Origin of the sequence: Pseudarthrobacter phenanthrenivorans, from assembly GCF_036455295.1 — a bacterium.
Lineage (GTDB): Bacteria > Actinomycetota > Actinomycetes > Actinomycetales > Micrococcaceae > Arthrobacter > Arthrobacter phenanthrenivorans_C.
In genome coordinates this window covers 1-26375 of record NZ_JAYXNX010000014.1, presented here as the reverse complement: position 1 = coordinate 26375, position 26375 = coordinate 1, and the positions used below count along the sequence as shown (strand labels likewise).

Here is a 26375-nt window from a genome sequence, read left to right as displayed (position 1 = left end):
AAGACAGCCCGCCCACCCCAACGACCAACCACAAACCGCAAAAGGAAACACATGTCCTACTCACTGCAGCTCTACACCCTCCGCAATGCCATCTCGGAGGACCTTCCCGGCACCATCAGGAAGGTGGCGGAGATTGGCTACACCCAGGTTGAGCCGTATAACTTCGTGGCCACTGCCAAGGAACTGGGCGCGGCCCTGAAGGAGAACGGCCTGACTGCGCCCTCGGGCCATGCGCCCCTGATGAGCCAGGACCAGGACGAAATCTTCGCAGCGGCGAAGGAACTGGGCATCACCACGGTCATCGACCCGTTCCTCCCCGCGGAGCACTGGCAGAAAGCCGAAGACATCCAGGCGACCGCAGCCAAACTGAACGCGGCCGCGAAGAAGGGCGCGGAATACGGCATCCGGGTGGGCTACCACAACCACGCCTGGGAGCTGGAGTCCTCCATCGAGGGCCGCACCGCACTGGAATACTTTGAAAGCCTGCTGGACCCGGAGCTGGTCCTGGAAGTGGATACCTACTGGGCCGCCGTGGGTGGCCAGGACCCCGTGGAACTCCTGGGCAGGCTGGGGGACCGGGTGAAGTTCATCCACATCAAGGACGGCCCCCTGAACAAGGACAACAAGGCCCAGCAGCCCGCCGGCCAGGGCAAGGTTCCCGTCCTGGACGTCATCGCCGCCGCCAAATCCCTGGAAGTGGGCGTGGTGGAGTTCGATGACTACACCGGCGACATCTTCGAGGGCATCGCCCAGAGCCTTGCCTTCCTGACCAGCAACACTGCAACCGAAGGAGCCAACGCGTGAGCACCCCCGCAGCCAACCCGGCCCGCAGCGGTCCGGTAGGCGTCGGCGTCATCGGCGCCGGCGTGATCAGCAAGCAGTACCTGGACAACCTCACGGCGTTCCCGGACCTCAAAGTCCACGTCATCGCCGATCTCTTCGAGGACGCCGCCGAGGCACGGGCCAAAGAGTACGGCATCCCAGAATGGGGCGGCGTTGACAAGGCCCTGAACCACCCCGACGTAGAAATCATCGTCAACCTGACCATCCCCGCCGCGCACGTGGAAGTGGCCACCGCGGCCGTCAACGCCGGCAAGCACGTCTGGACCGAGAAGCCGTTCTCCCTGGACCGCGAGTCCGGGCTTGGCCTGCTCAAGACCGCGGACGCTGCAGGAATCCGCCTGGGCTGCGCCCCGGACACGTTCCTGGGCGCGGGCATCCAAACCGCGCTCCGGCTGATCCGCCGGGGCGACATCGGCACTCCCCTGACCGCGATGACCACGTTCCAGACTCCCGGCCCGGAATCCTGGCACCCCAACCCGGCGTTCCTCTTCCAGCATGGCGCGGGCCCCCTGTTCGACATGGGACCGTACTACCTCACCACCCTGGTGCAGGCCTTCGGCTCCATCCGCAAAGTGGCCGCCGTCGGGTCCAAGGCCAAGGACGTTCGCGTCATCGGCTCCGGCCCCAAGGCCGGCGAGGAGTTCACGGTTGAGGTGCCCACGCACGTTTCCGCCATGGCCCAGTTCGAATCGGGCGCGTCCTCGCACAGCGTCTTCTCCTTCGAGTCCCCCCGGACGCGGATGGGCTTCGTGGAGATCACCGGCACCGAGGCCACCATCTCGCTGCCGGACCCCAACTACTTCACGGGCGACATCAAGCTTTGGCGCGCCGGCGACGAGGACTGGACCACAGTTCCCGCAACCGGTCCGGCCAATGGCCGCGGCATGGGCGTCCTGGATATGGCACGCTCCATCCGGGCCGGCGTTCCGCACCGCGCCCCGGGCGAGCTGGCGTACCACGTGTTGGACACGATGGTTTCCATCAGCGAATCAATCGACGCCGGTACGTTCGTGAACGTCGAAAGCAACGCCCCGGCTTCCTCCGCCCTTCCTGAGGACTGGGCACCGGAAACAGCCACCCTCTAACCCGGCCCACCAGTCCGCAAGCAGGAAGCACGCAGGAACGCATCATGACCACACCCGCACACCAGTCCGAGCCCCCGGCATCACCACCGGCTTCACGGCCCTTGGGCGTGGCCGCCATCGGTTACGCCTTCATGGGCAAGGCCCATTCCAATGCGTGGCGGAACGTGGCCAGCTTCTTCGACGTCCCGGCCTTCGAGCAGAAAGTCCTCGTAGGCCGGGATGCCGGCGCCGTGGCAGGGGCCGCGGCCAAGTACGGCTGGGCCGAATCGGCCACGGACTGGCGCACCGTGATCACGCGGGATGACATCGACATCGTGGACATCTGCGCCCCGGGCTGGATGCACGCCGAAATCGCCATCGCCGCCCTGGAAGCGGGAAAACACGTCCTGGTGGAAAAACCCCTGGCCAATACGCTTGCCGAGGCAGAACTCATGACCGCAGCGGCCGCCAAAGCCAGGGCCCGGGGAGTCCAATCGATGATCGGCTTCAACTACCGCAGGGTTCCTGCCCTGACCCTGGCCAAAGAACTCATCGCCGAAGGCCGGCTGGGGACCATCCGGCACGTGCGCACCGCCTACCTGCAGGACTGGCTCGCCGACGCCGACGCACCCATGACCTGGCGGCTGCGGAAGGAAACCGCCGGGTCCGGCGCCCTGGGCGACATCGCCTCCCACGCCATCGACCAGGTCCTGTACCTCCTGGGCGACCAGGTCACCGAAGTCTCCGGCCGGCTCAACACCTTCGTGCCCCAGCGCCCCGGGCCTGAGGGGACCGAGGATGTCACGGTCGACGACGCCGCCTGGGCCACCCTGTCCCTCGCCTCAGGGGCCATCGCCTCCGTCGAGGTCTCCCGCGTGGCCACAGGCAGGAAGAACAGCCTCCAGATCGAGGTCTACGGCGACAAGGGCAGCCTGCTGTTCGACCTGGAAAACCTCAACGAACTCGGCTTCCTCGACGCCACCCTTCCCGTCCGCGAGCAGGGCTTCCGCCGCATCCTGGTCAACGAACCCGAGCACCCCTACCTGGACGCTTGGTGGCCGCAGGGGCACATCATCGGGTGGGAACACACCTTCACCCACCAGATCCGCGACTTCCTCACCGCCATCAACAGCGGAACCGAGCCCTCGCCGTCGTTCGAAGAAGGACTGAACGTCCAATACGTCCTGAACGCGGTCGAGGAATCCGCGGCCAACAAAAGCACCCTCACAGTGGTCCGCCACTAGCTCGCCCCCGAACCAGCCCCAATCCGAGGAGCCCCGCATGCCCCGCCCGTTCACCCTGTTCACCGGCCAGTGGGCCGACCTGCCCTTCGAAGAAGTCGCGAAGCTGGCTTCCGGCTGGGGCTACGACGGCCTCGAAATTGCCGTCTCCGGCGACCACCTGGACGCCTGGCGCTGGGACGAACCCGGCTACGTCGACTCCAAGCTGGAAATCCTGGACAAATACAACCTCAAGGTCTGGGCCATCTCCAACCACCTCAAAGGCCAGGCCGTCTGCGATGACCCCATCGACTTCCGCCACCAGGCCATCGTCGGATCAAAGGTCTGGGGAGACGGCGACCCCGAAGGCGTCCGCACCCGCGCCGCCGAGGAAATGAAGCACACCGCCCGGCTCGCCAAAGCCCTCGGCGTGGACACCGTCGTCGGGTTCACCGGATCCTCCATCTGGCAATACGTCGCCATGTTCCCCCCCGTCCCCGACAAAGTCATCGACGCCGGCTACCAGGACTTCGCCGACCGCTGGAACCCCATCCTGGACGTCTTCGACGAAAACGGCGTCCGCTTCGCCCATGAAGTCCACCCCTCCGAAATCGCCTACGACTACTGGACCACCGTCCGCACCCTCGAAGCCATCGGCCACCGCGAAGCGTTCGGCCTGAACTGGGACCCCTCCCACATGATGTGGCAGGGCATCGACCCCGTCTCCTTCATCTGGGACTTCAAGGACCGGATCTACCACGTCGACTGCAAGGACACCAAGATCCGCCAAACCGGCCGGAACACCGTCATGGGCTCCCACCTGCCCTGGGGCGACCCCCGCCGCGGCTGGGACTTCGTCTCCGCAGGACGCGGCGACGTCCCCTGGGAAGCCTCCTTCCGCGCGCTGACCGCCATCGGCTACAACGGCCCCATCAGCATCGAATGGGAAGACGCCGGCATGGACCGCCTCCACGGCGCCCCCGAAGCCCTCGCAGCCCTGAAGAAATACGACTTCCCCGCCTCCCAAACCAGCTTCGACGCCGCCTTCAGCAGCAACGACTGAGCTTCCCGCCGTGCGCAGCCTCCGCCCCGGCCAGAAATGCGAGGTATGGATCGCTTCGGCCAATGGTCAGCGGAATCTTATATACGCTTCAGAGAATATGCTCCTTGAAGCACCCAACTGGACTCTTGACGGGCAAGCACTGATTCTGAACGGCGCCGGCAAGCTGTGGCGGCTCGGCCCGGCCGATGGCAGCCTCGCCGAGGTCCCGCTCACCCGCGTCCCCGACCTGAACAACGATCACGTCCTCGCCCCGGACCGGAGCACCATGTTCCTGTCCGGGGAGGACGGCCACATCTACTGCGCGCCCCTTGAGGGCGGTGCGGCCACGCGGATCACGGACGACGACGGGTCATTCCATTTCCTGCACGGAATCATTCCCGACGGCGGCTGCCTGGCGTACGTCGACATCGAGGGTGGGGACTTCACGCGGCCGGGGCGGCTGCGGATCATCCCCGCAGCCGGCGGTCCGGCGCGCAGCGTGGATGTAGGCGAAGGTCACTGTGACGGCCCGGAGTACTCCCCGGACGGGGACTGGCTGTACCTCAACACCGAGTCCTTCAGCACGGCACCCGGCCACGCGCAGCTGGCTCGCGTCCGCACGGACGGCAGCGGGTTCGAGCCGCTCGCAGAGACTGCCAGTGTGGACTGGTTCCCGCACCTCTCCCCCGACGGCCGGCTGGCCAGCTACCTCCGCTTCCCCGCCGGGACGCAGGGCCACCCCGCGGACCTGCCGGTTGAGGTCGTCCTAGTGTCCACCAGCGACTGGACCGCTCCGCTGCACACCTGGCCGGTGTTTGGCGGCCAGGGCACCCTCAACGTCAACAGCTGGTCGCCGGACTCCCAACGCTTCGCCTATGTTGCCTATCCGCTGGAATCACCGGCAACGGGCGGATACTAGGACGTCCGGGCCGACTCCTGGCCGAGGACGACGTGGTGTGCCTCCACGCGCCGCTCCGTCACCGTCGTGGGCGATTCCAGGTGCACCGCACCGGACGGCAGGATGCCGGCACCGCCGTACCGTTCCATCACCTGCCATTGGGCCACCACGTCCTCGCCGGCGTGGTCGGGCGGCAGGCTGGCCCAGAAACGGAACCCGCCAGCGTCGTTCAGGGCTTCCCTCCGATACAGCACGCAGCCACCCAGCCATGCCACGTGGTAAGCCACCCATTCACCGGGCTGAAGTGGGAGCTCTGCGCTGAGGTGGCTGAGGTTGGCGGCGCTGTGCAGCGGCCATTGTTCGAATTCACGGGTGCCGGGACGGACGCGTTCGGGTGTCACCGGGCCGTCCCACGGCTGGAACGCTGCCGTCTGTTCCGGCCTGCGGTCGTCCAGGAAGGACAGGCCTTGTGGCGCCATCCCCACAAAGCCGCACCGGAGGCGGTCGAGGGCCTGGCTCAGCCTCGCCAGGGCCCCGGGCTCCAGCCAGACGTCGTCGTCCAGGAAGAGGCACTGGTCCGCGGTGGACTGCTCCAGCAGGAACTGCCGGTGTTCAGCCAGTCCGCGGCGCGGGAGGTGGCGCAGCAGGGTGACAGGGCGCCCCTGCACCTCCAGCACGCGCACCATCGCTGCGACGGCAGGGTGTTCCCAGGCCGGCTGCCCGGCTGATTGGTCGCTGATGACGACGGCGAACGCGGGTTCCTGCTGCGCGGCCAGTCCCGCGAGGGTCACGGCGAGCTCGGCCGGCCGGTTGCAGGTGGGCACCAGGACGTCCACTGCCGCCGTCTCCGGCCGGTCCACCGGGAGCGCCCACTGCTCCGAAAACCTCATGCCCACGGTCCACCTTCCTGGCGTTGAAGTTGGCGCCGGCGGCCAGCACAATGTGCTTGCGGCTGCCGGATGCCGGCGAATTGGTTTCGCGTGTTCCGTACCCAGCAGTGCGGGATGTATGCCCTTCCCGGCGTGGAGAGCCGGCGCGGGAGCTGGCACAGCCACGGGCACGGCAAAAGGACCCCGCGTCCGCTGCCGGGCAGGCAGCAGGGCGGGGGCCAGTGGCTCACGGCGCCTTATCCGGCGTCGAAGCTTTCGTCGTTGTCGTTGGGCGACTCCTCCTGGGGCAGATCGTTGCCACTGCCGTCCGGAATGCCGGTGGCCTCCTGCCCTGACTCGGACGACACGGGAGCAGAACCCTGGGAATCGTCATTGGACTCATCGATTTCCGCCGCGCTGGAGGGAAGGTCCAGATCGTGCGGGACGGGCTGCTGGCCGGCTCCCGCCTGCGGCTCGTTGGTGTCCGCTCCGGGCGACGAGGTGCGGCCACTGGACTGCTGGCCCTGCCCGCCTTGGGTCCCGGCCGCCTCCTGCTCCGCGGTGGGGGTCCCGTAACCGCCCGGGGCCGTCTCGGGCTCAGCCTGCTGGTTTTCCTGTGTCATGCTTCCTCCTGTTGTGCGTTGCCGATATTGCTGGTCTGGTGATGGTGCCCGGAGCCCCGCGCCGGGTCCTGCCTACAGTCCCTTGCCGCCCGTGACCGGCAGGACGGCACCGGAAATGTAGGAGCCGTCCTCGGATGCGAGCAGTACGTACGCCGCCGCGAGTTCCGCTGGCTGCCCCGCCCGCTCCAGGGGCGTGTCCTGTCCGAAGGACGGGAGCTTGTCCGGCCACTCCGTGGCCGGAATCAGGGGTGTCCAAATGGGCCCGGGCGCCACTGCGTTGACGCGGATCCCCTTGGGCCCAAGTTCCTGGGCCAGTGCCTTGGTGAACGCCACCTGCGCGGCCTTGGTCATGGCGTAGTCGATGAGCCCGGGCGAGGGATTGAATGCCTGGATGGAGGCGGTGGTGATGATGGAAGCCCCGGCTTTCAGGTGCGGCACGGCCGCCCTGGCCGACCACAGCAGCGAATACAGGTTGGTCCGGAAAACCCGGTCGAATTCCTCGGTGGGAAGCGTCTCCAGGCTCTCGCGGTTCTTCTGGTACGCCGCGTTCAGCACCAGGACATCCAGGCGACCGAATTCGGAGACGGTCTCCTCGACGATGCGCGTACTGAATTCCTCTTCACGTCCGTCCCCGGGAAACAGGAGTACCCTGCGTCCGGTTTTCCGGATCCATTCCGCCGTGTCTTGCGCGTCGTCTTCCTCCTCGGGCAGGTAGGAAATGGCGACGTCGGCCCCTTCACGGGCAAAGGCGATCGCCGCGGCTTTGCCGATGCCCGAGTCGCCGCCCGTGATCAGCGCGGCCTTGCCCTCGAGCTTGCCGTGCCCCTCGTAGCTCAGCTCCCCGTGGTCCGGCTTGGGGTCCATCGGTGCCGTCAACCCGGGCTGTTTTTGTTCCTGTTCCGGGAACGGCCCCGAGTGGTAGCCGCCGCGCGGATCCTTCGGCTGGTCTGTCTGCTTTTCCGTGTCGCTCATGGTCCGCCCTGCCTGTGTCGGTTGGAAAAAGCCCCGTCGGTTGGGAAGAGCACCACCGTGCTCCGGCCCTTTGAAGCTATCCCGGCGTGGAGCACGGCGTCCACCACTCCGGGTAATAATCAGTAAACTTATCAAATGTTGTAGGAGGCGCAACGGGTGGCCTTGTTTCTGGGTACGGGAGGAGTAGAAAGAAGACCTGGACGGGGCCTGAGAGGGAGGAGGACCGATGTCCGAAGTCGAGGACTACACGGGCCGGACGGGACGGAATGAGACCCGGGAAGAGCAGTTGGACCGCAACTGGGCGGAACTGCTGCAGGAGCTGCGCGTGCTCCAGACCGGGGTGCAGATCCTGGCCGGTTTCCTGCTGACGCTGCCATTCCAGCAGCGGTTCGAAAAGCTCGACGACTGGGAAGTCGGCCTCTACCTGGCCAACGTCGTGGTCGCCGCGTTGACCACCGCCTTCATCCTCCTCCCGGTCAGCGTGCACCGCCGGCTCTTCCGCAAACGCCTCAAGGAGATGCTGGTTTCCAGCGCCGACACCATCACCAAGATTGCCCTGGGCGGCATCGCCCTGCTCAGCGCCGGAACTGCCGCCCTGGTGTTCGACGTCGCTGCCGGCCGGTCCGCCGGGGTCGCCGCTGGCGGCGCGCTGCTGGCCGTCATGGTGGTCATGCTCGTACTTGTTCCGCTTCGCCTGAACAGGCTGGCAACCGGAAGGGTCCTTCCCCCGGCCGGGGAGAAGGAGTGAGGATGCGTAAATGGGCCAGGGAACACGGCCTGCTGCTGGCCAACGCAGGCCTGTTCCTCGCTTTTTTCGTTGGGATGGTCGTCTCCGGAGCCGCGTCCTACAGCGAGGACAAGCAAGCCCACGGGGAACCGGCGGTCTCGGTGCTCCAATTCCTGGGAACGGGCGCTTTCGTGGAAGCCACGTTTGAGAACTGGGAGTCGGAGTTCTTGCAGATGGCCATGTACGTGGTCCTCACGGTGTTCCTGTTCCAAAAGGGCTCCTCCGAGTCCAAGCCGGTGGGGAAGGACGCCCCGCAGGACGAGGACCCGCGCCAGGCTTCCATCAGCCCGGCCACGCCATGGCCCATCCGGCGCGGCGGCCTGGTCCTGAAAGTGTACGAACACTCCCTGTCCATCATGTTCTTCGTTCTGTTCCTGGCCTCATTCGGCCTGCACGCCGCTGGGGGCGCGAATGAGTACAACCAGGACCAGGAAAGCCATGGCCAGCCCGCCGTCAGCTTCCTGCAGTACCTGGGCACCAGCCGGTTCTGGTTCGAGTCGTTCCAGAACTGGCAAAGCGAGTTCCTGGCCGTCGCGGTCCTGGTGGGCGCATCGGTCTACCTTCGGGAAAAGGGGTCCCCGGAATCGAAGCCTGTTGCTGAACCCCATTACGAAACCGGGTCTTGAAGCATTCCCCGGGGATACCGCGCCCACGGGCCCGGCGAACCCGGGTACCGGCGAACCGGCGAACCGGCCCGAAATAAGTCCACGGGGCTGAACTACACACCTTGGTGATTCGCCGCCGCAACACCACCATCGTGTGCTGGCGACTTATCCTGTCAGGCGCCTTCGAGTACCTGGCTTGTGGCCCAGGCCAGGTACTTGGCGGCGTTTGCCACGGCGTCGTCCGGGCTTGAGGCGACGTCGAGCAGCTGCGCCGCGCCGACCACACCGTGTCCGGCGAGATCCTCAAGGGTCACAAGGATCCTGCCCGCCACCACAATGACGGGAATGCCCCGTTCACGGGCCGCGTCCGCGAGCGCGATCGGAGCTTTTCCGGTGAGCGACTGGGAGTCCATGGACCCTTCGCCGGTGATGACCAGGTCTGCCTGGTCCAACTGGCCTGCCAGGCCAGTCAAGCCCGCCACCAGTGCGAAACCGCCTTCCAGCGTGGCATTGGTAAAGGCAAGGAACGACGCCGGGAAGCCGCCGGCGGCGCCCGCGCCGGGGACGTTCACGTCCCGGTCCGTTGCTTCCCGCAGCACTGATGCCCAGTTGCGCAGCCCGGCGTCGAGCATTTCCACGGCGTCCTGGTCCGCCCCCTTTTGCTGGGCGAAAACGTGCGCGGCGCCGGTTGGCCCGTACAGGGGGTTGCGTACGTCCACGGCAATGCGGAAGGTGGCGGCGGACAGCCGGGGGTCCAGGCCGGTGCTGTCCAGCGCAACCACGTCGGCAAGGGAACCACCGCCCAGGGGCACCACGTTTCCGGCGGAGTCCAGCGGCGTCAGGCCCAAGGCGCGCAGGGCGCCGCTGCCGCCGTCGGTCATGGCCGATCCCCCCAGGCCCAGGACGATTTCGGTGGCGCCGGCATCCAGGGCGGCGGCGATGAGCTGGCCGCAACCGTAACTGTGCGCCCTCAATGAGTTGGCCGGGGTTGGTTCCATGTCCGCCAGGCCGGACGCCTGGGCTGTTTCAATAACTGCAGTGACTTTGCCGCCGCGGCCCTTATGGATGGCCCACGCAGCGCCGACGGGGGCCAGGATGGGCCCCACCACGGCGTTCAGCCGCTCTTCGTAGCCGGCTGCGACGGCCGCTTCCAGGGTGCCCTCGCCGCCATCGGCAATGGGGAACTGGGTGGCAACGGCGTCCGGGTATACCCGCAACGCGCCTTCGGCGATGGCCGCGGCAGCCTCAGCTGCAGTGAGGGACCCCTTGAACTTGTCCGGGGCGATAAGAATGCGCATGCGCTCCATCATGCCAGCCGGCGTCGGGAAAGGGCTTGCCTGATCCGCCATATGGACCCGCGGCCGGGCGGTCGACCGGGAGCCGGCTTCCCGCGGCCCCTACCCGTCGCGCCAGTCGTTGCTGGTGAGGTGCGAGCCGGCCTGGGGGCCCATTTGCAGCATCCCGCCGTCCACCACCCACGCCGCACCGGTCACATAACTGGACGCGGGCGAGGCGAGGAACGCTATGACGTCGGCGATCTCGCGCGCATGCCCCGGCCGTCCGAGCGGCACCCCGGGCCGCTGCGTCGTCGTCGGGTCCTGGTCCTCCTGCCCGGTCATGGGGGTCGCGATCTCGCCCGGTGCCACGGTGTTGGCCGTGATGCCGTACTGCCCCAGTTCCAGTGCCAGCGTTTTCATCAGGCCGCCCAGGCCGTGCTTGGAGGCATCGTAGGCGGAGGATCCCACGCGGGGCTGGAACTCGTGCACGCTGGAGACGGCTACCAGGCGCCCGCCCCGTCCGGCCTTGACCATGCGGCGTGCCGCTGCCTGCAGGCAGACGAAGGCACCGTTGAGGTTGGTGTCCAGGATCTTCGTCCAGTCCTCGATGCCCATGTCCAGGAACCCCGTGCTTGCCCCGGTGCCGGCGTTGTTCACGAAGACATCCAGGCCCCCGAGTTCACCGGCAAGCTCGTCGATTACGCCGCCCGCCTCCCGGAGTTCGGTGGTATCAAGGCGGCGGACCACCGCCTTGCGGCCCAGGCCCCGGATTTCCTCCGCCGTACCTTGCGCACCTTCCTTGTCGGAGTGCCAGGTGACGCCAACATCCATTCCGGCGCGGGCGAGTGCCACGGCGGTGGCCTTGCCGATTCCCGAGTCGGAGGCGGTGACAATGGCGGTGGCGGGGGCAAAGTCGCTGGTGTCCGGCATGGCGGGCCTTTCGGTGGGTTAGGCGGGGCGGCGGAGGTCGTCCCGGTAAGGCTCGTTTTCGGCGTCGGGAGCTGTCCGGCGACCTGCCGCATCGCCGGATGCTTCCGGGACGGCCATCAGGGGGACGGCGAAGGTCACCACGGGGCGGCCGGCGGGGTCGTCCGCAGACCTGATGGTGAGGCTCCTGGTGCCGGGCGGCACCGACGGGGTAAACACCTGCAGGTTGCGGGAACCAATGGTGGCCGAGTCCTGCAGCCGGTATTCAGTCCCGAAGTGGTCCTGAAGCACAAGGCGGGGCTGGGGCGCGCCATCCGAGGGAAGGTGGATGTTGACCACCAGCCCGGAGGCCCACACCTCCACGGACAGGATGGTGAATTCGGTGGCGGAGGTGACGTGCCGCCCGTAGGTGGGGGGCAGCAGCATCCGGCGGAGAGCGCCGGACGGAATAAGGTTGCTCATGGTATTTCCTGAAGGTCGTGCGCCTCGGCGGGGCTGCAGAGCCGAAGATATATCCGGCGGCTGCCAGATGCTGGGGCGCGGGTGCGGCTTGGGCGTTCTCCGGGTTGGGGTCCTCCATCCCGAAGAAGTGGATTTCCGCCGTCGCTGCGTTGTTCCTGGTGAATGACGTTGGGTTTTGCGGGAGTTGCAGGTGTCAAACCATCCGTCCCGGCTAATGTGCGCGGCCCCCTCTCAGCCTCCACTAGTAAGTCTACTTACCATGGAGCCTCCGGCCCCGGCCCCCTGTCAAGGGGGACGCGGGTACTCTGCGGCGCGTCTGCGGGGAGACGGGAAAATCTGCGGGCGCAGAGGGAACCTGGCGGATTAGGCGGCTTCCGGTTAGTGGCGGGGGCGGAGCACGGCGTAGTACCCGGGCACCCGGTCCTGTCCCGGGACGCCGGTCACGGGATTGGTTTCGATGGCCACCTGGCCGTCCTCAAGGAGTTCCCATTCCGACGCCGGGAACGCACGTTCGCGCTCTGCGGGCCCGAAGTGCCCTGGCATGGGGAGTCCGCGGATGGCCAGTTCCAACGGCGCCGGAATGCCGCGGGTGCTGGCCCCGAGGTGGGACACGTACTCCACCGGATTCCCATGGAAGTTGGTTTCAGCCATGAAAACAGTGCCGCGGCGCCCCGCAAGGTGCAGCAGGTTTTCCACCAGCGCCACCTGGTGCGCCGGGTCAAGGACGTGCAGGACGCCCCGGATGAAGACGTTGGCTCCGTCGGCACCGGCGTTAATGGACTCCGCCAGCGCTGCGCCCGCTCCTGCTGCCGTCATGTCCCGCGTCTCGTAGGCAATATTGGCGGTGCCTTGGGACTCTGCGGTGGCCCTCGCAACGGCGTTGGGTGAGACGTCCACACCGATGACCCGGGGAAAGATCCCGGCGAGCGCCCGGGTGAAGCTGCCATGGCCGCAGCCTGTGTCCACCACGGGAAGCCCGGAGTCCAAGTGGCGCAGCAGGCTGCCCTTATAACCAAGGAACTCGTGGTCAGTGCCCGAATCCCACAGAACTTCGCCCCCGGGTCCGGTGGCACTGATGCCGGCCCAGTAGGTATCCCACGCCTGGTGGCGGTCCTTCGGGGCGCTCCGCGACAACCTGACGAGTTTGGGGATCATCAGGTACTTCTGCCAGATGGAGGACGGTGACTTTGTAGGGGACACGCGTCAAATATATGTTCCCTCCCAGGCACCGGCGGCGCGTTGGGTTACATTACGGCGCGCCACGTAGTAGTTGGGCTTGACGGAAGAGATGCATCAACGGTCCCCGCGCTGTGGACCCTCCGGGGCCGCATCCCCCTAGAATGTACTCAACTGGGAGGGAAGGGAGCACTGTGACGGCTGCGCCGAGTGACGTCCGCCTGCCCCGTACCGCCGTCGTCGCCGATCCCGACGCCGGCCGGCTCGCCGCCAATGCCTGCGCTCTCCGCGAGGCCGGGTACACCGTCCTTGAAGCAACTGACGCCAGCGGCCTCGCTGTCCTGCTGGACACCGTCGAGCCCTCCGTTATCGTCGCCGACGCGGCCTTGTCCTCCGTCCCGTCCAAAGCCCCGGTCCTGGTGATGGTGGACCTCGACAGCCCGCAGGAGATCGCCGCCGCCAATCCACCCGGCGTCCATGACTGCATCACCAAGCCACCGGCCGCCAAGGAGCTGGTCCACCGGGCATCGGCCCTGATCGACCAGGTCAGGCGGCGCAGCGCATCCCGGCAGGAAGCGGAGGGACTCCGCGAGCAGCTGCGTGAGGTTTCCGCCGCCGTACGGTCCACCAACGACCCCCAGGAGATCGCCAACCACGTGGTGGCGGGGTTCGGCCGGACCTTCAAGGCAGACCACGTTGTCCTGGCCACCTTCGAGGACCACAGGGTCCCGGTGATCAGGGCGGCGTGGCACAGGTCCGGCCTGGCCGCGCTGCCGCCGGCGGCCCTTCCAGGCGAGGACCTGGCCCGCGCCACGGCGGACGCGCTCTGGGCAGGGACGGAAACACTTTCCGCGGACGGGGCCGAGACGGGGTCGCTGGCCGACGACAAGCCTGTGACAGCCATCGCCGGCGCCGCTTCCACGCTTGCGGTGCCCATCGGCGAGGGCAATTCCTCCTTGGGCATCATCTGGATCGCTTCCATGGACCGGCCACGGACGTGGTCAAGCGCCGAGCTGGGGCTGATCCAGCACGTGGCCGGCAACGCCGCGTACGGACTCATCCAAAGCCACCTGATCAGCAGCCAGCAGCAGGTGGTCAAGCAGCTGCGGGAACTGGACAAGGCCAAGACGGACTTCCTGGCCACGGTCAACCACGAACTGCGCACACCGCTGACCTCGATCATGGCCTACCTGGACATGATTCAGGAGAGCACTGAGCATCCGGTGTCCAGGGAAGTCCACCAGATGCTGGACATCGTGGTCCGCAACACCGAGCGGCTCCGGACCCTCATCGAGGACATGCTCAGCGTCTCGCGGGGCGGCCTGGACACCCTGGAGATGCACCTTGCCCCGGTGCGCCTGGGCCAGACCCTTGACCTGGTGGCCGCGGCCCTCCGCCCCCTGGCCACGCTGCAGAACGTGACCATCGACGTGGAGCCGGTCCCGGAGGATCCGGAAATCCTTGCCGACGAAGTGCAGCTGCAGCAGGTGTTCACCAACCTGGTGTCGAACGCCATCAAATTCACGCCCAGCGGGGGACGGATTGCGGTGGGCAGCGAATCCCATGCCACCCCGGACGGGTCCAAGTGGGCCACCGTGCGGATCTCCGATACGGGCATCGGCATCTCGAGCGATGAGATCAACCACGTCTTCACGAGGTTTTACCGCGCATCGAACGCCATGAACGGCGCCATCCCCGGCACCGGGCTGGGCCTCGCCATCTCCAAGGACATCGTGGACCGCCACGGCGGCCGGATCGACGTCGACTCCACCTTGGGCACCGGAACCACGGTCACCGTCAGCCTTCCCCTTGGCACCGACCGCGCCCTGGTCAACTAGGCGTCAAAGGAGGACTGGCGGTGTTTACCAACGACGACCCCCGGCTGTCCCAGCTGCTGGAAGGCATAGTCCGGCTTGCCTCCGGCGACCTGAACTCCCGCATCGAGGTCTCCCCTGCCCGGGACGAACTGGATGCGATCATCATGGGCACCAACCTGCTGGCCGAGGACTTGCAGGTCATCTACGAGGAACTCGAGCAGCGGGTCCAGGTGCGGACCCAACTCCTGCACGAGGCACACCTCGAGATGCAGAAGATGGCCATGCAGGACCCGCTGACGGGGCTCGCCAACCGGTCCGCGATGATCGAGGCCCTCCGGAGCGCCCTGGGCTCCCGCCCCGGAGCGGACGGGGAACCGGGGCAGGACGGCCCGGCCATCCTGCTCATGGACCTGGATGCGTTCAAGTCCATCAACGACAGCCTGGGCCACACTGCCGGCGACCAGGTACTGGTGACCGTGGGCGAAAGGCTGCGGACCGCGGTGCGGGCCTCCGACGTCGTGGCGCGCCTGGGCGGGGACGAATTCGCCATCGTCATGCCGACGGCGTCGGCGGACCAGGCTGCCATCGTGGCACACCGCATCCTTGCCTCCCTCAACGATCCCATCGAGCTGCCGGGCCGCAGCGTCCGCTGCGGCGCCAGCATCGGACTGAGCGTGGGAAGCGAGGGCCAAAGCCCCGAGGACATGCTGATGGAAGCCGACGTCGCCATGTATGCCTCCAAGGCGGAAGGGCAGAACAAGCTGCACCGGTTCGAGCCGGCGCTGCTGCTGATGCGGCGGCTCCGCAGCCAGCTGGTGGATGACCTGCGGGCGGCCATCAGGAACGATGCACTGAGCCTGCACTACCAACCGGTGGTGGAGCTGGAGACCGGCCGGATCGAAGGCGTCGAGGCCTTGGTCCGCTGGGACCACCCCACCCGCGGCTTCATCATGCCCGACGAGTTCATCCCCCTGGCCGAAGAGGCGGGACTGATCTCCGAACTCGGACTGTGGGTGCTCAAGACGGCCGTGAAGCAGCTGCGGTCCTGGATCGACGCTTCGCTGGTGGACAGCAGCTTCTCCGTCCGGGTCAACATCTCCGCCACGGACCTGCAAAGCCTGCAGTTCATCGAGGACGTGCGGAACACCCTGCAGGAAAACGGGGTGCGGCCCCAACAGGTGGTCCTGGAGCTGACGGAAGTGGCCATCGTCAAGGGCAACGAGCTCGACCGCTATTCCCTGGGTGGCCTCCGCGGCCTGGGCGTGGGCATCGAGATTGACGACTTCGGCACCGGCTACTCCTCCATCAGCTACCTTCGCCGGCTGCCCGTGGACCGGGTCAAGGTGGACAGGTCCCTGATCGCCGGCCTGGACAGCGATCCCAGCCAGCCTTCCCTGGTGGCTGCGGTGCTGCAACTGGTGCGGGCTTGCGGCCTGGAAGCCGTTTGGGAGGGCGTTGAAACGGCGGAACAGGCGGAAATCCTGCGGAACCTGGGCTGCCGCAGCGCGCAGGGCTACTACTTCAGCCGCCCCGTCCCCCCGGACCGGATCCCGGAACTGCTGGCTGACCAGCAGGAAAGCGCTGACCAGTAGCGCAAAAACTACTGCGCTTTTGGAGCCGCCGTTATACGATCAGCGTGCGGTGTCAGGTTTTTCGCCGCCGCGGAATTCAGGTCTGGCAGCACCGTACTTTTATAAGGCGTTTGGAAATTTGAACATTATTGGGCCATGGGGTCATTACTTCGTCAACTGGGGGCGTCGCTAATGTCGGTTCGGGTACAGGCATGGGGAATTATCGCCGCTGTCCTGGCGGATACGGATCCTGCGGGAGCCGCCGTTCGGCAGCGGTTGAGCAACAGCCTCGATGAGAATCCGGGCGTGCCTGAACGCGCCCTGCTGGAATATCTCCTGGAGACCCGGCACAGTGACGCGAATACGGCGGATTCGCTGGAAACCGCGCGGGAGGTCCGCCTTGCGCCGCCCGCGCTGCCGCCCCAGTTCGCCGAGCAAGTGGACGCGATCCGCAGTATGTCACGGATCAGTGCCCTGCTTGAAAGCCAGATGCTGATGACAGCATTCCAACCCATTTACGGGCTGGAGGGAAAAACGGTGGTTGGCGTGGAAGCCCTCTCACGCTTCGTCAGCGATGACGGCGCCGCTGCTGAACTTTGGTTTGCCGAGGCCGCGGCGGTGGGCCTCGGGGCAAACCTTGAATTTTCTGCCCTTGGCTCCGCGGCAGCGGCTGCCCGCGGGCTGCCGGAAAACCTTTATGTCTCGCTCAACATTTCCCCCACGTCCTGCATGGATCCGCGGCTTCCGGAACTGTTTGAGCACATTGACCTGTCCGTTAGCCGGGTGGTTCTGGAACTGACCGAGGACATTCCGGAAGAGGAATACCTGCAGTTCATTTCGGCCATCAATCCGCTGCGGGAGCAGGGGCTGCGGATCGCCGTTGACGATACCCACACCGGCGCCGGCGCACTCAGCCGCATGCTCCACCTTCGGCCGGACTTCCTCAAGGTGGGGCGCAACGTCATCGGCGACGTGGACAAGGACGGACTCCAGCGCGACCTGGCCGCCTGCCTGGTGGACTTCACCGACCAGATCGGCATCACCCTGGTGGCTGAGGGCATCGAGACGGTGGGCGAGCTGAAGACCCTGACTGAACTGGGCATCAGCGCCGGCCAGGGCTTCCTGCTGGGCAGGCCATCAGTGCGCCCGGAGGACTGGGCGGCCTGGAACACGCGCCTTGACCTTGACGGCCTGGAGCGTCAGTTGGCGGCCCCGGGCAGGTCACGGACCGGCCGGGGCAAGAAGACTTCCTAGGAAGCGGCGCAGGGCAGGACGGGGACGGCGTGCGGCAGGCACGCCGCCCCCGTCCTGGCCTGTAAGCGCTATTCGGAGTGTCCCTGGTCCCTGCTCATCTGGTCCTCGGCCGGCGGGGTCTCGCCGGGAGGCACTCCCCCGCCCGGCTCCAGGCCGGTGACATTGCCTTCCGCTGGGTCAGGGTTGGGTGAGCCCCCCGCCTCGCGGCTTCGCTGTTCGGCCAGGTGCGGCTGCGCCGCGCCTACATTGTCCTTCCCGGGACGGTCCGGGTTGGCGGGGTCGTTTTCGGGATGGTAAGTGCCCATGCTGCTCTTCCTTCCTCTCTGGCTGGGGTTGAATTCCCCAGCACTGGACTAATTGTAAGCATGCTGATAATTCTGGAGGGGTAGGGCCGGGACGCCGCTGGGGCGCCGGCATGCGATGTCGGAAGGAGCAGTCACATGGGAATCGGCGACAGCATTGGCAAGGCAGCGGAAAACGCCATGGAGGACCTGGCCGGGACGTCCAAGCCGACCGAGAAGATGGACGTGCCTGATCCGGCGGACCCCAATGACGACGTGGAGGTCCACTCGTCCCTCAGCGAAGGTTCGAACGCGATGGAGGCGGAGAAGCAGAAGGCCCCGGGCCTCAAGACCGGCGACGCCCCCGCGCCCGTGTCCACCAGCCCCCTGGGCGGGGACGTCGACGAGACCGACAATGACAGCGCGCACAACGACAGGACGGACGACGGCGGACTGGCCGGCGACGCGACGGCGCCCACCGACACCGACCGGAGTTAGCCCGGCGGCGCGGGCGCCGGCCGCCCCGGCCGGGACGCCCGTGCCGTGACAGCGAGGCAGTGCGCTACATGCGGTGCGGCCATTGGCTGCGACGCATGAGCACGTCGCGGAGCAGGTCTGCCCGGTCCGTGACGACGCCGTCCACGCCCAGCTCCAGGAGCCGGTGCATCTCATCCTCCTCATTGATGGTCCACACGTGCACCACCAGGCCAAGGTCGTGGGCGCGGCGGAGGAAGCCCCGGGTGACAACCCGGAGCCGCCCATAGCGGACGGGAACCTGGAGCGCATGGACATCCCGGAGGACCCGCCGCATCAGCCGGCGGAACACCGGGCGGGGAAGTGCCGGCCCCAGCAGGGTGAAGAGCGCGTTTGAACCCACTCCCGCGGAGGAGGCGACGGGGCGGCTGAGCAGCTTCAGCACCGCCCGCCGCCGCCGGTCCGAGAAACTCGTGACCAGCACGCGGTGGTGCACCTGGTGCCGTTCAATGGCGGCCGCGGTGCTGCGCACCGAGCTCCAGTCCTTGACGTCGAGGTTCAGCCGGGCCTCGGGCAGCCCCGTGACCAGTTCGTCAAACGTGGGGATGGGCTCCTGACCGCCGATCAGGGCCTTGGCCACCTCCGCGTACGGCAGCTCCGCCACCCGGCCGCTGCCGTCCGTCACCCGGTCCAGGCTCTCGTCATGGAAGAGCAGCAGCACGCCGTCGGCCGTGGTGTGCACGTCCGTTTCGAGATAGCTGAATCCCAGGTCCACACCGGCCCGGAACGCGGCCATCGAGTTTTCGAGCCCGTCGGCAGAGAATCCGCGGTGGGCCATGGCGATGGGAAGCTGCCGCCCGGCGTCGTCGGGGTGCTGGAAAAAGGGCAGGGTCACACAGCGAGCGTACCCCGCCGCGCGGGACCGGATCCCGCCGTCAGTCCCGGCAGGCAGTCTCGCGGCAGGCCACGATGTCGACGCCGTCGCTGCAGTGCAGCATGGTCCGGCCGCGGCCGCCGTCGAGGTGGACCCACACGGCGGTGTGGTCCGGTGTGACGGTGTCCACCACGCCGCCCGCTTCAAAGCCGGGCGAAAACAGGACCCGGACGCGGTCACCCTGCCGCAGCTGCTTCCAGTGCGGGGCGGGCGTTGCCGTGCCCAGCGGCGCATTGGCAGCGTGTTGCCTGGCATTCCTTGCCATTATTACCCCCTTCGAGCCGGCGGGAGGCTGCCGGCCCTGCACGCTTCACGCTACGGCGGGAAGGTAAACGCCAGGTGAGCGCCGGCTGTGAAGTTGGCGACGGGCACCGGGCGGAGTCAGGAGAACTGGACGCCCAGGGAAGCGAGCCTGGCCTCCAGAACCTGGGCCACGCCGTCGTCGTCAAAATGCGGCGCCTGTTGCCCCGCCGCCCTGATGGCGTCCGGGTGGCCGCTGGCCATCGCGTAGCCGTGGCCGGCCCAGCGCAGCATTTCGATGTCGTTGGGCATGTCACCGAAGGCCACCACGTCGGCGGCATCGATGCCCAGCCCGGACGCGTATTCGGCGAGCGTGACTGCCTTGTTCACTCCGGGCAGGGACAGTTCCAGCATGGCAACGCCGGGCGAGGAGTGGGTGGCAGCGGCCAGGTGTCCGACGGCGGGAGCCACCTCGGCGAGGAAGTCGTCCGGCGTTCCCTCCCGGACGATGGCGAGGAACTTCACTACGGAGTCGTTGTCCGTGAGCGTGTCCGCCAGCGGCGCTGGGGTGAATTCGGCAAGAAGCTCGCTGGACTCGTTTTCGATGAAGCCCGGTTCCAGGTGGAAGCCAGTCAGCGTTTCGGCGGCGAACAGCGCGGCCGGCCGGAGCGCCTTGATGATGCGCCGGGCCTCCATGACGGTGTCGATGGCCAGGGTGCGGGCAGAGACCAGGCGACCCGCCTCGAGGTCCCAGACCACGGCCCCGTTGGAACAGATCACGCGCCCCGTGTGGCCCAGCTGCTCTTCCAGCGGGTGCAGCCACCGCGGCGGCCGTCCCGTGACGAAAACAAGTTCGACGCCGGCATCCCTGCAGGCGTGGAAGGCGCGGATGGTGCGGGGGCTGATTTTTCCATCGTGCCCAAGGATTGTTCCGTCGATATCGCTTGCAACCAGCCGCATCCTGCAAGTCTACGTGGGCGTGGACGCCCCCACGGCGGCAGTTCACCGAAGACTGCCCGTTGTCAGCCTCCGGGGCTACACTGAACTATCGAACATATTTTCGAATAAAGGTGTGTTGTGGGCGTTATTATCGGTCCCCGCGTGATAGATGCGGGCGCCTCCTTGTTTTCGGTGCTGATCTCGCCCGTGCCTGTGGCGGCAGGCTTTCCGTCCCCGGCCCAGGACTACTTCGACGGCCGGATCGATCTGAACGCACATTTGATCAAGGACATCACCAGCACCTTCGTGGTGCGGGTGACAGGCGACTCCATGGAGGGTGCCGGCATCAGCGACGGCGACGAACTGATCGTGAACCGGGCGCTCGAACCCAGGGACGGATCCGTGGTCATCGCGGTGCTGGATGGTGAACTGACCGTCAAACGCCTCCGCATCACCCGCGGCGGCGTGGTGCTGCAGGCAGAGAATCCCAAATATCCGGACATCCACGTGCCCGCGCTGTCCGAGCTGACCATCTGGGGTGTGGCCACCAGGTGCCTGCACCATGTCTGAGGTACGGGGTCCTCGGGAGCAGCGGCATGGCTAGGCCGGCCCCCATGCGGCAGATGCCGCAGATTGCGCACGTGGACGTCAACTGTTTCTACGCCTCGGCGGAGCGGGCGTTCGACCCCTCGCTGGAGGGGCGTCCGCTGGTGGTGCTGTCCAACAATGACGGCTGCGCCGTGACCCGCTCCCCGGAGGCGAAGGCACTGGGCATTGCCACCGGCGAGCCCTGGTTCAAACTTGCGCCGCGCGCCAGGGAATGGGGGCTGGTGGCAAAATCCAGCAACTACGAGCTTTACGGGGACATCAGCGCCCGTGTCATGGAACTGCTGGGCAGGTACTCGGCCTGGCTGGAGGTGTACAGCATTGATGAAGCGTTCCTGGGCGTCAAAGGAGACACCGGGCAGTTGCTGGCCCTGGGCGGCAGGATCAAAGAATCCGTGCGCCGGCATGTGGGGGTGCCTGTTTGCGTGGGCATCGCCCCCACCAAGACCCTTGCCAAACTCTGCAACCAGTGGGCCAAGAACAATCCGGCTTTCGGTGGCGTGTGCGTGTGGGAATCGGTCCCGGCCGAGGTGCGGGAGGGGTTGATGGGCCGGCTGCCCGTCAATGAAGTCTGGGGCATCGCCGGCCGCCTCAGCAAGCGCCTGAACGTGTTGGAGATCTTCACCGTCCTGGACCTGGTCCGCGCGAATCCGGTCATGATCAGGGACAGGTTCTCCGTGGTGCTGATGCGCACCGTGCTGGAACTGCGCGGCACGCCGTGCATCCCCATGGAGGAGGAGCGGATCGGGCGCGACCAGCTGATCTTTTCGCGCTCCTTCGCCACTCCCGTGACCACCGCCGCCGGCCTGCGCGAGGTGTTAAGCATCTACGGACAGCAGGCGAGCGCCCGGCTGGCCAAACACGGGCTGCAGGCGAAAGTGCTGACGGCCTTCGCGGCCACGTCGCCCTTCCGGAACCATGAACAGGCCTACCCGTCAGTGTGTGTTCCGCTGCCCATGCCCACGGCGGATCCACTGCTGCTCACCAAGGCGGCGCACGCGCTGCTCCCCAAAATCCGGGAAGGACTCAAGTACGCCAAAGCGGGCCTCATGCTCACCGACCTGCGGCCTTCAGGAAACCAGCCGCCCCTGGCACCGTTCGAAAACCGGCACGAGGAACGCGGGATCGGCCCCCTGCTCGACGACGTGAGCAGGCGGTTTGGCCGCGGCTCCATCGGCCTGGGGCACGCCGGAATCAGGTCCGGCCTGGACTGGACCATGAAACGTGGGATGCGCTCGCCCCGCTACACCACGCACTGGGACGAACTCCCCCTGGTCAAGGCGGCCTGAAAACAGCAGGTCCCGCCGCCGGCTCTCTGCCGGCGGCGGGACCTCGTTACTGCCTGAGCCGTCGCGTCTTGACGCTTCCTGCCTAAACGCGCCGCCGGGCTGTGACGAAGTGGAAGATCAGGACGATTACTGCGATGACCAAAAGAATGTGAATGAGGCCACCACCGATGTTTGCCAGCAGTCCGAGAAGCCAGAGAACAGCGATGATAATGGCGATCCAAAGCAACATGAGAGTCTCCTTGACTAGTTTTTCAAAATCCCCATGCCGGGCACGTACCCACCAAAGCGGCAGATAAATCACCCCAAGCGAATCAGGAAGAGTACCTGGCCACTTGCGCCACTGATTCCGGCGCCGTAGCAGCCCCGATTCAAGACGCCCCGTGACGAATTTTGACGCCCTCCTACGCCGGGTTAAGCCTTCGCGTCGCCCCGTGAACGACCGCTACGGCATTGATTGTGGGGCCGTCGGCTGCTCCGTAATCTCGTCTCAGCATCCGCCCCAGCAAAGGATTCCCATGGCAAACCCACAGGACAAGACTCCCCAAAACCAGCAAGGTTCCACCCGCATCGTCGCCGGCCAGTCGGCCAAGCCCAAGCGTCCGCTTGGCCTGAAGATCGGCATTGCGGCAGCCGTCGTCGCCCTCGTTGGCGGGGGTGCCGCCGTCGCCTCCGCCGTGAACAGCGCGGCACCTGCAGCAGGCCAGTCCGGCACTCCTGCCGCCGAGCTGAAGCTCGGCTACTTCGGCAACGTCACCCATGCGCCGGCCCTGGTGGGCATCAGCAAGGGCTTCATCGCCGGCGAGCTCGGCAGCACCAGGCTCAGCACGCAGGTCTTCAACGCCGGCCCGGCCGCCATCGAAGCACTGAATGCCGGCGCCATTGATGCCGCCTACATCGGTCCCAACCCGGCCATCAACTCGTTCGTGAAGAGCCAGGGCCAATCCATCAACATCATCGCCGGCGCCGCAGCCGGCGGCGCCCAGCTGGTGGTCAAACCCGAGATCACCTCCGCCGCCGACCTCAAGGGCAAGACCCTCGCGTCGCCGCAGCTTGGCGGGACCCAGGACGTTGCCCTCCGCGCCTGGCTGTCCTCACAGGGGTACAGGACGAACGTGGACGGCAGCGGCGACGTTGCCATCAACCCCACCGAGAACGCCCAGACCCTCAAGCTGTTCCAGGACGGAAAGCTCGACGGCGCGTGGCTGCCCGAGCCCTGGGCGTCCCGCCTGGTGTTGAACGCCGGCGCGAAGGTGCTGGTGGACGAGAAGGACCTGTGGGACGGTTCGCTGTCCGGCAAACCGGGCGAGTTCCCCACCACCGTCCTGATCGTGAACCAGAAGTTCGCCGCAGACCACCCGGACACCGTCAAGGCATTGCTGAGGGGCCACGTGAAGTCGGTCGAGTGGTTGAACGCGGCATCCGCTACGGAAAAGGCCACCGTCATCAACGCAGCCCTCAAGGAGGCCGCCGGCGCGGAGCTGAAACCGGACGTCATTGACCGCTCCCTGAAGAACATTGTGTTCACCGTGGACCCGCTCGCCGGAACCTACCAGAAGCTCCTCACGGACGGAGTCACGGCAGGGACCACCAAGCAGGCCGACATCAACGGCATTTTCGACCTACGGGCCCTCAACAGCGTCTCGAACGGGAAGGCATCCGCCGCCGGACTCGGCAAGGAGTAGCCCCCTCCCCCGTCGATTGCTCCGTAGTTGTCTTTTTGGGCCCGCAAAACGGCAGGTACGGAGCAATCGATGAGGGGTTAAGCCTCCTTCGCAGCCTCGTGCAGCTCAGTCCGGGTGGGCGGGTTCGCGCCCGGCCGGGACACGGTGACAGCGGCCGCCCTTGCGGCGTGCTCCAGAAGTTCGGCCAGCCCTTCAACCGGCAGGTCCCGCAGGTCCTGCCGGTTCTGGGCGCCGTCCAGCTCCCGGTCCACCAAGCCGGACAGCAACGCCGCCATGAACGAATCGCCCGCCCCCACGGTGTCTGCAACGTCCACTTTGGGCGCAGGCACCGAAGCTTCGCCGGCCCGGCACACACCCCAAGGGCCCTCTGCGCCACGGGTCACCACCACCATCGCCGGCCCCTCCTCCCCACCGAGGGCCAGCCACTTGCGTGCCGAATCCAGCACGTCCTGCCCGGGATACAGCCAGGCGAGGTCCTCGTCGGATGCCTTGACCACATCCGAGAGCACCACGAATTTCTCCGCCTGCCGGCGCGCATAATCCACGTCCGTGATGATGCTGGGCCGGCAGTTGGGATCAAAGCTGATGGTGGCGGAGGGGTGGGCATGTTCGACGGCGGCCAGCACCTCGGCGGCGCCGGGCTCGAGCATCGTGGCAATGGAGCCGGTGTGGAGCAGCGTGGTGCCCTGCAGCATGAAGCCAAGCCGGTCCGCCAGGCCCGGGAGCTCCCAGGCGAGGTCGAAGGTGTAGGTGGCCGCGCCGTCGTCGTCAATCAATGCCGTGGCCACGCTGGTGGGCAGATCGTCCGGGGGCACCGGCAGCATCACGGAACTGGCGCGCAGGTGCGCTGCCACGGAGTCACCGTAGGCGTCCCGGCCGTAGCGGCCAATGAACTGCACCGGGTGGTCCAGCCGGGCCAGTCCCACCGCAACGTTGAGCGGACTGCCGCCCACGTGGGCCTGGATTCCAGAAGCACGCTGGACAACATCAACAAGGCCTTCGCCGATCACTGTGAGCATGGTCATACTCTGCCAGAAAGAGGGCAGCGTCAGCATTTCGTGTCAGCCGAGCAGGCGCCGCACCAGGTCCCGGCACGTCAGATAGGCCTCGGCGCTGACATCGATCAGGGAGAAGTGGTCGCCCGGCACCATGACCAGCTCCGCCGGCAGGGGTCCGGAGCGGCTCGCGTCCACGTACGTGGTGGACATTGTCAGTGGCACGTCCGCATCCTCCCTGGCGTGGACGGCGAGGACGGGAACGCCCAGCGGCAGAGCCACCATGGGATCAGCCATGCGGTGCCGCCGGGGAAATTCCGACGACGGGCCGCCCAGCAGGTTGCGCACGGCGCCGTCACTGAGGTTCAGCCGTTCAGCTTCGGCCAGGTTCAGCACACCGGATTGGCTCACCACCCCAGTGAGGCGGACGCCGTCGCCACGGCTTTGCAGCAGGCCACCCTCCGCCGGCCCCAGCCCCGCCAGCCGGTCCCGACCCGCGGCCCACACTGCCAGGTGGCCGCCGGCCGAATGGCCCAGTGCCACCACTTTGCCCAGATCCAGCGCGTGCGGTTCCGCGAGCCCGGCGAGCCGGTCGATTCCGCCCAGAACATCCTGGAACGTCCCGGGCCAACCCCCGCCGTTGCCCGCGCGCCGGTACTCAAGGTTCCAGGCCGCCATGCCGTGTTCCGCCAAGTCCTTGGCCAGCGGTTCACCCAGTTCGGCCCCGTACCTGGAGCGCCAGTAGCCGCCGTGGACCACCACCACCACGCCCTCGTGTTTCCCGCCGGCAGGCAGCTCCGGCAGGAACAGTTCGCCCCACTGGCTGGGGTCCGCACCGTATTGATACCTATGCCGCTGCACCATGTGCAGAGACTACAGGGGCGGCGGGGGCAGGCTGGCCCGGTGTTTGGGCACGCCAAACGGCGGGACCGGGTTTCCCTGGTCCCGCCGCTTGAAAGCTGGGCCAGTGTGGCGNTCGCGGCCGAGTCCTGAGTGTTTGACGCCGCCGAAGGGTGCTGCGGCGTTGGAGATGATTCCGGCGTTGAAGCCGACCATGCCGAATTCGATGTGTTCCGCGACGCGCAGGAGTTTGTTGAAGTCGCGTGAGTAGAGGTAGGAGGCGAGCCCGTACTCGGTGCTGTTGGCGAGTGTGATGGCGTCTTGCTCGGTGGTGAAGGTGGTGATGGGGGCGACGGGGCCGAAGATTTCCTGGCCCAGGATGGCGGCGGTGTTGGGGACGTTGGCCAGGACGGTGGGCTGGTAGAAGTAGCCGGGCCCGTCCACGGGGGCGCCGCCGGTGACCGCGGTTGCTCCGGCGTCGATGGCGGCGGTGACCAGGGCGTGGACGTCGTCGCGGGCACCGGCGTCGATGAGGGGCCCGACGGTGGTGTCGGGGTCGGTGCCGCGGCCGGTGGTCAGGGCTGCCATGGCTTTGGCGAATTTGGTGGTGAACTCGGCGGCGACGGTTTCGTGGACGAGGAAGCGGTTGGCGGCGGTGCAGGCTTCGCCCATGTTCCGCATTTTCGCG

The 26375-nt window shown here is 66.9% G+C and carries 28 protein-coding genes and 1 pseudogene; 14 read left to right on the top strand and 15 right to left on the bottom strand.

Annotated features, from left to right (window positions below):
• The first annotated feature begins 51 nt into the window (after window positions 1-51).
• From VXJ37_RS16495 to VXJ37_RS16475, 5 genes are all read left to right on the top strand, one after another.
• Window positions 52-804 (top strand): sugar phosphate isomerase/epimerase family protein, encoded by a 753-nt coding sequence (locus tag VXJ37_RS16495; RefSeq protein ID WP_331324121.1) that lies wholly within the window; start codon window positions 52-54, stop codon window positions 802-804.
• Window positions 801-1928, top strand: coding sequence for a Gfo/Idh/MocA family protein (locus tag VXJ37_RS16490; RefSeq protein WP_331324120.1), 1128 nt, complete (start codon window positions 801-803; stop codon window positions 1926-1928). The genes VXJ37_RS16495 and VXJ37_RS16490 overlap by 4 nt, the downstream gene beginning before the upstream one ends.
• Before the next feature lie 44 nt (window positions 1929-1972).
• Window positions 1973-3151, top strand: coding sequence for a Gfo/Idh/MocA family protein (locus VXJ37_RS16485; RefSeq protein ID WP_331324119.1), 1179 nt, complete (start codon window positions 1973-1975; stop codon window positions 3149-3151).
• Between the two features lie 37 nt (window positions 3152-3188).
• Entirely contained in the window at window positions 3189-4190 is a 1002-nt protein-coding gene (locus VXJ37_RS16480) for a sugar phosphate isomerase/epimerase family protein (RefSeq protein WP_331324118.1), read from the top strand.
• A 97-nt stretch (window positions 4191-4287) separates the two neighbouring features.
• On the top strand, window positions 4288-5088 hold the full coding sequence (locus VXJ37_RS16475; RefSeq protein ID WP_331324117.1) for a TolB family protein: 801 nt from the start codon (window positions 4288-4290) through the stop codon (window positions 5086-5088).
• Here VXJ37_RS16475 and VXJ37_RS16470 read toward each other — a convergent pair.
• The 3 genes from VXJ37_RS16470 to VXJ37_RS16460 all read right to left on the bottom strand — a co-directional run bounded on the left by VXJ37_RS16470 (window position 5085) and on the right by VXJ37_RS16460 (window position 7531).
• Entirely contained in the window at window positions 5085-5957 is an 873-nt protein-coding gene (locus VXJ37_RS16470) for a glycosyltransferase family 2 protein (protein WP_331324116.1), read from the bottom strand. The genes VXJ37_RS16475 and VXJ37_RS16470 overlap by 4 nt on opposite strands.
• Before the next feature lie 236 nt (window positions 5958-6193).
• Complete coding sequence (locus VXJ37_RS16465; protein WP_331324115.1) at window positions 6194-6559, bottom strand: hypothetical protein; 366 nt, start codon at window positions 6557-6559, stop codon at window positions 6194-6196.
• 72 nt (window positions 6560-6631) lie between these two features.
• The gene (locus tag VXJ37_RS16460; RefSeq protein ID WP_331324114.1) at window positions 6632-7531 is read right to left on the bottom strand and encodes an SDR family oxidoreductase; all 900 of its coding nucleotides are present in this window, start codon (window positions 7529-7531) and stop codon (window positions 6632-6634) included.
• A gap of 226 nt (window positions 7532-7757) precedes the next feature.
• On the opposite strand from VXJ37_RS16460, the gene VXJ37_RS16455 reads away from it, so the two are divergent.
• Together VXJ37_RS16455 and VXJ37_RS16450 are read left to right on the top strand one after the other, a co-directional pair.
• Complete coding sequence (locus VXJ37_RS16455; RefSeq protein ID WP_331324113.1) at window positions 7758-8279, top strand: DUF6328 family protein; 522 nt, start codon at window positions 7758-7760, stop codon at window positions 8277-8279.
• A 2-nt stretch (window positions 8280-8281) separates the two neighbouring features.
• Window positions 8282-8944 (top strand): DUF6766 family protein, encoded by a 663-nt coding sequence (locus VXJ37_RS16450; RefSeq protein WP_331324112.1) that lies wholly within the window; start codon window positions 8282-8284, stop codon window positions 8942-8944.
• A gap of 152 nt (window positions 8945-9096) precedes the next feature.
• On the opposite strand, the gene VXJ37_RS16445 is transcribed toward VXJ37_RS16450, so the two are convergent.
• The 4 genes from VXJ37_RS16445 to VXJ37_RS16430 form a co-directional block, all read right to left on the bottom strand.
• On the bottom strand, window positions 9097-10221 hold the full coding sequence (locus VXJ37_RS16445; RefSeq protein ID WP_331324111.1) for a glycerate kinase: 1125 nt from the start codon (window positions 10219-10221) through the stop codon (window positions 9097-9099).
• Window positions 10222-10320: 99 nt separating this feature from the next.
• The gene (locus tag VXJ37_RS16440; protein WP_331324110.1) at window positions 10321-11130 is read right to left on the bottom strand and encodes an SDR family oxidoreductase; all 810 of its coding nucleotides are present in this window, start codon (window positions 11128-11130) and stop codon (window positions 10321-10323) included.
• Window positions 11131-11148: 18 nt separating this feature from the next.
• On the bottom strand, window positions 11149-11589 hold the full coding sequence (locus tag VXJ37_RS16435) for a hypothetical protein (RefSeq protein ID WP_331324109.1): 441 nt from the start codon (window positions 11587-11589) through the stop codon (window positions 11149-11151).
• 378 nt (window positions 11590-11967) lie between these two features.
• Window positions 11968-12744 (bottom strand): class I SAM-dependent methyltransferase, encoded by a 777-nt coding sequence (locus VXJ37_RS16430; protein WP_331324189.1) that lies wholly within the window; start codon window positions 12742-12744, stop codon window positions 11968-11970.
• A 215-nt stretch (window positions 12745-12959) separates the two neighbouring features.
• On the opposite strand from VXJ37_RS16430, the gene VXJ37_RS16425 reads away from it, so the two are divergent.
• From VXJ37_RS16425 to VXJ37_RS16415, 3 genes are all read left to right on the top strand, one after another.
• Window positions 12960-14603: an ATP-binding protein gene (locus tag VXJ37_RS16425; RefSeq protein WP_331324107.1), complete on the top strand. Its 1644-nt coding sequence runs from the start codon at window positions 12960-12962 to the stop codon at window positions 14601-14603.
• A gap of 20 nt (window positions 14604-14623) precedes the next feature.
• Entirely contained in the window at window positions 14624-16174 is a 1551-nt protein-coding gene (locus tag VXJ37_RS16420; protein ID WP_331324106.1) for a putative bifunctional diguanylate cyclase/phosphodiesterase, read from the top strand.
• Window positions 16175-16345: 171 nt separating this feature from the next.
• Window positions 16346-17407: an EAL domain-containing protein gene (locus tag VXJ37_RS16415; protein ID WP_331324105.1), complete on the top strand. Its 1062-nt coding sequence runs from the start codon at window positions 16346-16348 to the stop codon at window positions 17405-17407.
• Between the two features lie 68 nt (window positions 17408-17475).
• Here VXJ37_RS16415 and VXJ37_RS16410 read toward each other — a convergent pair whose 3' ends face one another.
• Window positions 17476-17712: a DUF6480 family protein gene (locus VXJ37_RS16410; protein ID WP_141944578.1), complete on the bottom strand. Its 237-nt coding sequence runs from the start codon at window positions 17710-17712 to the stop codon at window positions 17476-17478.
• A gap of 135 nt (window positions 17713-17847) precedes the next feature.
• Here VXJ37_RS16410 and VXJ37_RS16405 point away from each other — a divergent pair, with 135 nt between their 5' ends.
• Complete coding sequence (locus VXJ37_RS16405; protein WP_331324104.1) at window positions 17848-18186, top strand: hypothetical protein; 339 nt, start codon at window positions 17848-17850, stop codon at window positions 18184-18186.
• 64 nt (window positions 18187-18250) lie between these two features.
• Here VXJ37_RS16405 and VXJ37_RS16400 read toward each other — a convergent pair whose 3' ends face one another.
• The 3 genes from VXJ37_RS16400 to VXJ37_RS16390 all read right to left on the bottom strand — a co-directional run bounded on the left by VXJ37_RS16400 (window position 18251) and on the right by VXJ37_RS16390 (window position 20296).
• The gene (locus tag VXJ37_RS16400) at window positions 18251-19057 is read right to left on the bottom strand and encodes a glycerophosphodiester phosphodiesterase (RefSeq protein WP_331324103.1); all 807 of its coding nucleotides are present in this window, start codon (window positions 19055-19057) and stop codon (window positions 18251-18253) included.
• Window positions 19058-19097: 40 nt separating this feature from the next.
• Entirely contained in the window at window positions 19098-19361 is a 264-nt protein-coding gene (locus VXJ37_RS16395; RefSeq protein WP_331324102.1) for a hypothetical protein, read from the bottom strand.
• Window positions 19362-19477: 116 nt separating this feature from the next.
• Complete coding sequence (locus VXJ37_RS16390; RefSeq protein ID WP_331324101.1) at window positions 19478-20296, bottom strand: HAD family hydrolase; 819 nt, start codon at window positions 20294-20296, stop codon at window positions 19478-19480.
• A gap of 117 nt (window positions 20297-20413) precedes the next feature.
• Between VXJ37_RS16390 and VXJ37_RS16385 the strand changes: the two genes are divergently transcribed.
• Window positions 20414-20845 (top strand): LexA family protein, encoded by a 432-nt coding sequence (locus VXJ37_RS16385; RefSeq protein WP_331324100.1) that lies wholly within the window; start codon window positions 20414-20416, stop codon window positions 20843-20845.
• 26 nt (window positions 20846-20871) lie between these two features.
• Window positions 20872-22170, top strand: coding sequence for a Y-family DNA polymerase (locus VXJ37_RS16380; protein WP_440589828.1), 1299 nt, complete (start codon window positions 20872-20874; stop codon window positions 22168-22170).
• Window positions 22171-22252: 82 nt separating this feature from the next.
• On the opposite strand, the gene VXJ37_RS16375 is transcribed toward VXJ37_RS16380, so the two are convergent.
• The gene (locus tag VXJ37_RS16375) at window positions 22253-22399 is read right to left on the bottom strand and encodes a lmo0937 family membrane protein (RefSeq protein WP_141944604.1); all 147 of its coding nucleotides are present in this window, start codon (window positions 22397-22399) and stop codon (window positions 22253-22255) included.
• Window positions 22400-22685: 286 nt separating this feature from the next.
• Here VXJ37_RS16375 and VXJ37_RS16370 point away from each other — a divergent pair, with 286 nt between their 5' ends.
• Window positions 22686-23852, top strand: a complete 1167-nt coding sequence (locus tag VXJ37_RS16370; RefSeq protein ID WP_331324099.1) for an ABC transporter substrate-binding protein — start codon at window positions 22686-22688, stop codon at window positions 23850-23852.
• Between the two features lie 77 nt (window positions 23853-23929).
• On the opposite strand, the gene VXJ37_RS16365 is transcribed toward VXJ37_RS16370, so the two are convergent.
• From VXJ37_RS16365 to VXJ37_RS16355, 3 genes and pseudogenes are all read right to left on the bottom strand, one after another.
• Complete coding sequence (locus tag VXJ37_RS16365) at window positions 23930-24907, bottom strand: carbohydrate kinase family protein (protein WP_331324098.1); 978 nt, start codon at window positions 24905-24907, stop codon at window positions 23930-23932.
• 6 nt (window positions 24908-24913) lie between these two features.
• Complete coding sequence (locus VXJ37_RS16360; RefSeq protein ID WP_331324097.1) at window positions 24914-25711, bottom strand: alpha/beta hydrolase family protein; 798 nt, start codon at window positions 25709-25711, stop codon at window positions 24914-24916.
• 114 nt (window positions 25712-25825) lie between these two features.
• Window positions 25826-26375, bottom strand: a pseudogene (locus tag VXJ37_RS16355) (aldehyde dehydrogenase family protein); the annotation flags it as partial.

Coding starts and splice junctions, on each gene's coding strand:
- VXJ37_RS16375 (WP_141944604.1), bottom strand. CDS start 22,399: ATGTTGCTTTGGATCGCCATTATCATCGCTGTTCTCTGGCTTCTCGGA.
- VXJ37_RS16415 (WP_331324105.1), top strand. CDS start 16,346: ATGTCGGTTCGGGTACAGGCATGGGGAATTATCGCCGCTGTCCTGGCG.
- VXJ37_RS16455 (WP_331324113.1), top strand. CDS start 7,758: ATGTCCGAAGTCGAGGACTACACGGGCCGGACGGGACGGAATGAGACC.
- VXJ37_RS16450 (WP_331324112.1), top strand. CDS start 8,282: ATGCGTAAATGGGCCAGGGAACACGGCCTGCTGCTGGCCAACGCAGGC.
- VXJ37_RS16395 (WP_331324102.1), bottom strand. CDS start 19,361: ATGGCAAGGAATGCCAGGCAACACGCTGCCAATGCGCCGCTGGGCACG.
- VXJ37_RS16370 (WP_331324099.1), top strand. CDS start 22,686: ATGGCAAACCCACAGGACAAGACTCCCCAAAACCAGCAAGGTTCCACC.
- VXJ37_RS16480 (WP_331324118.1), top strand. CDS start 3,189: ATGCCCCGCCCGTTCACCCTGTTCACCGGCCAGTGGGCCGACCTGCCC.
- VXJ37_RS16410 (WP_141944578.1), bottom strand. CDS start 17,712: ATGGGCACTTACCATCCCGAAAACGACCCCGCCAACCCGGACCGTCCC.
- VXJ37_RS16445 (WP_331324111.1), bottom strand. CDS start 10,221: ATGCGCATTCTTATCGCCCCGGACAAGTTCAAGGGGTCCCTCACTGCA.
- VXJ37_RS16365 (WP_331324098.1), bottom strand. CDS start 24,907: ATGCTGACGCTGCCCTCTTTCTGGCAGAGTATGACCATGCTCACAGTG.
- VXJ37_RS16390 (WP_331324101.1), bottom strand. CDS start 20,296: ATGCGGCTGGTTGCAAGCGATATCGACGGAACAATCCTTGGGCACGAT.
- VXJ37_RS16495 (WP_331324121.1), top strand. CDS start 52: ATGTCCTACTCACTGCAGCTCTACACCCTCCGCAATGCCATCTCGGAG.
- VXJ37_RS16475 (WP_331324117.1), top strand. CDS start 4,288: ATGCTCCTTGAAGCACCCAACTGGACTCTTGACGGGCAAGCACTGATT.
- VXJ37_RS16360 (WP_331324097.1), bottom strand. CDS start 25,711: ATGGTGCAGCGGCATAGGTATCAATACGGTGCGGACCCCAGCCAGTGG.
- VXJ37_RS16435 (WP_331324109.1), bottom strand. CDS start 11,589: ATGAGCAACCTTATTCCGTCCGGCGCTCTCCGCCGGATGCTGCTGCCC.
- VXJ37_RS16465 (WP_331324115.1), bottom strand. CDS start 6,559: ATGACACAGGAAAACCAGCAGGCTGAGCCCGAGACGGCCCCGGGCGGT.
- VXJ37_RS16485 (WP_331324119.1), top strand. CDS start 1,973: ATGACCACACCCGCACACCAGTCCGAGCCCCCGGCATCACCACCGGCT.
- VXJ37_RS16470 (WP_331324116.1), bottom strand. CDS start 5,957: ATGAGGTTTTCGGAGCAGTGGGCGCTCCCGGTGGACCGGCCGGAGACG.
- VXJ37_RS16440 (WP_331324110.1), bottom strand. CDS start 11,130: ATGCCGGACACCAGCGACTTTGCCCCCGCCACCGCCATTGTCACCGCC.
- VXJ37_RS16405 (WP_331324104.1), top strand. CDS start 17,848: ATGGGAATCGGCGACAGCATTGGCAAGGCAGCGGAAAACGCCATGGAG.
- VXJ37_RS16430 (WP_331324189.1), bottom strand. CDS start 12,744: ATGATCCCCAAACTCGTCAGGTTGTCGCGGAGCGCCCCGAAGGACCGC.
- VXJ37_RS16460 (WP_331324114.1), bottom strand. CDS start 7,531: ATGAGCGACACGGAAAAGCAGACAGACCAGCCGAAGGATCCGCGCGGC.
- VXJ37_RS16380 (WP_440589828.1), top strand. CDS start 20,872: ATGGCTAGGCCGGCCCCCATGCGGCAGATGCCGCAGATTGCGCACGTG.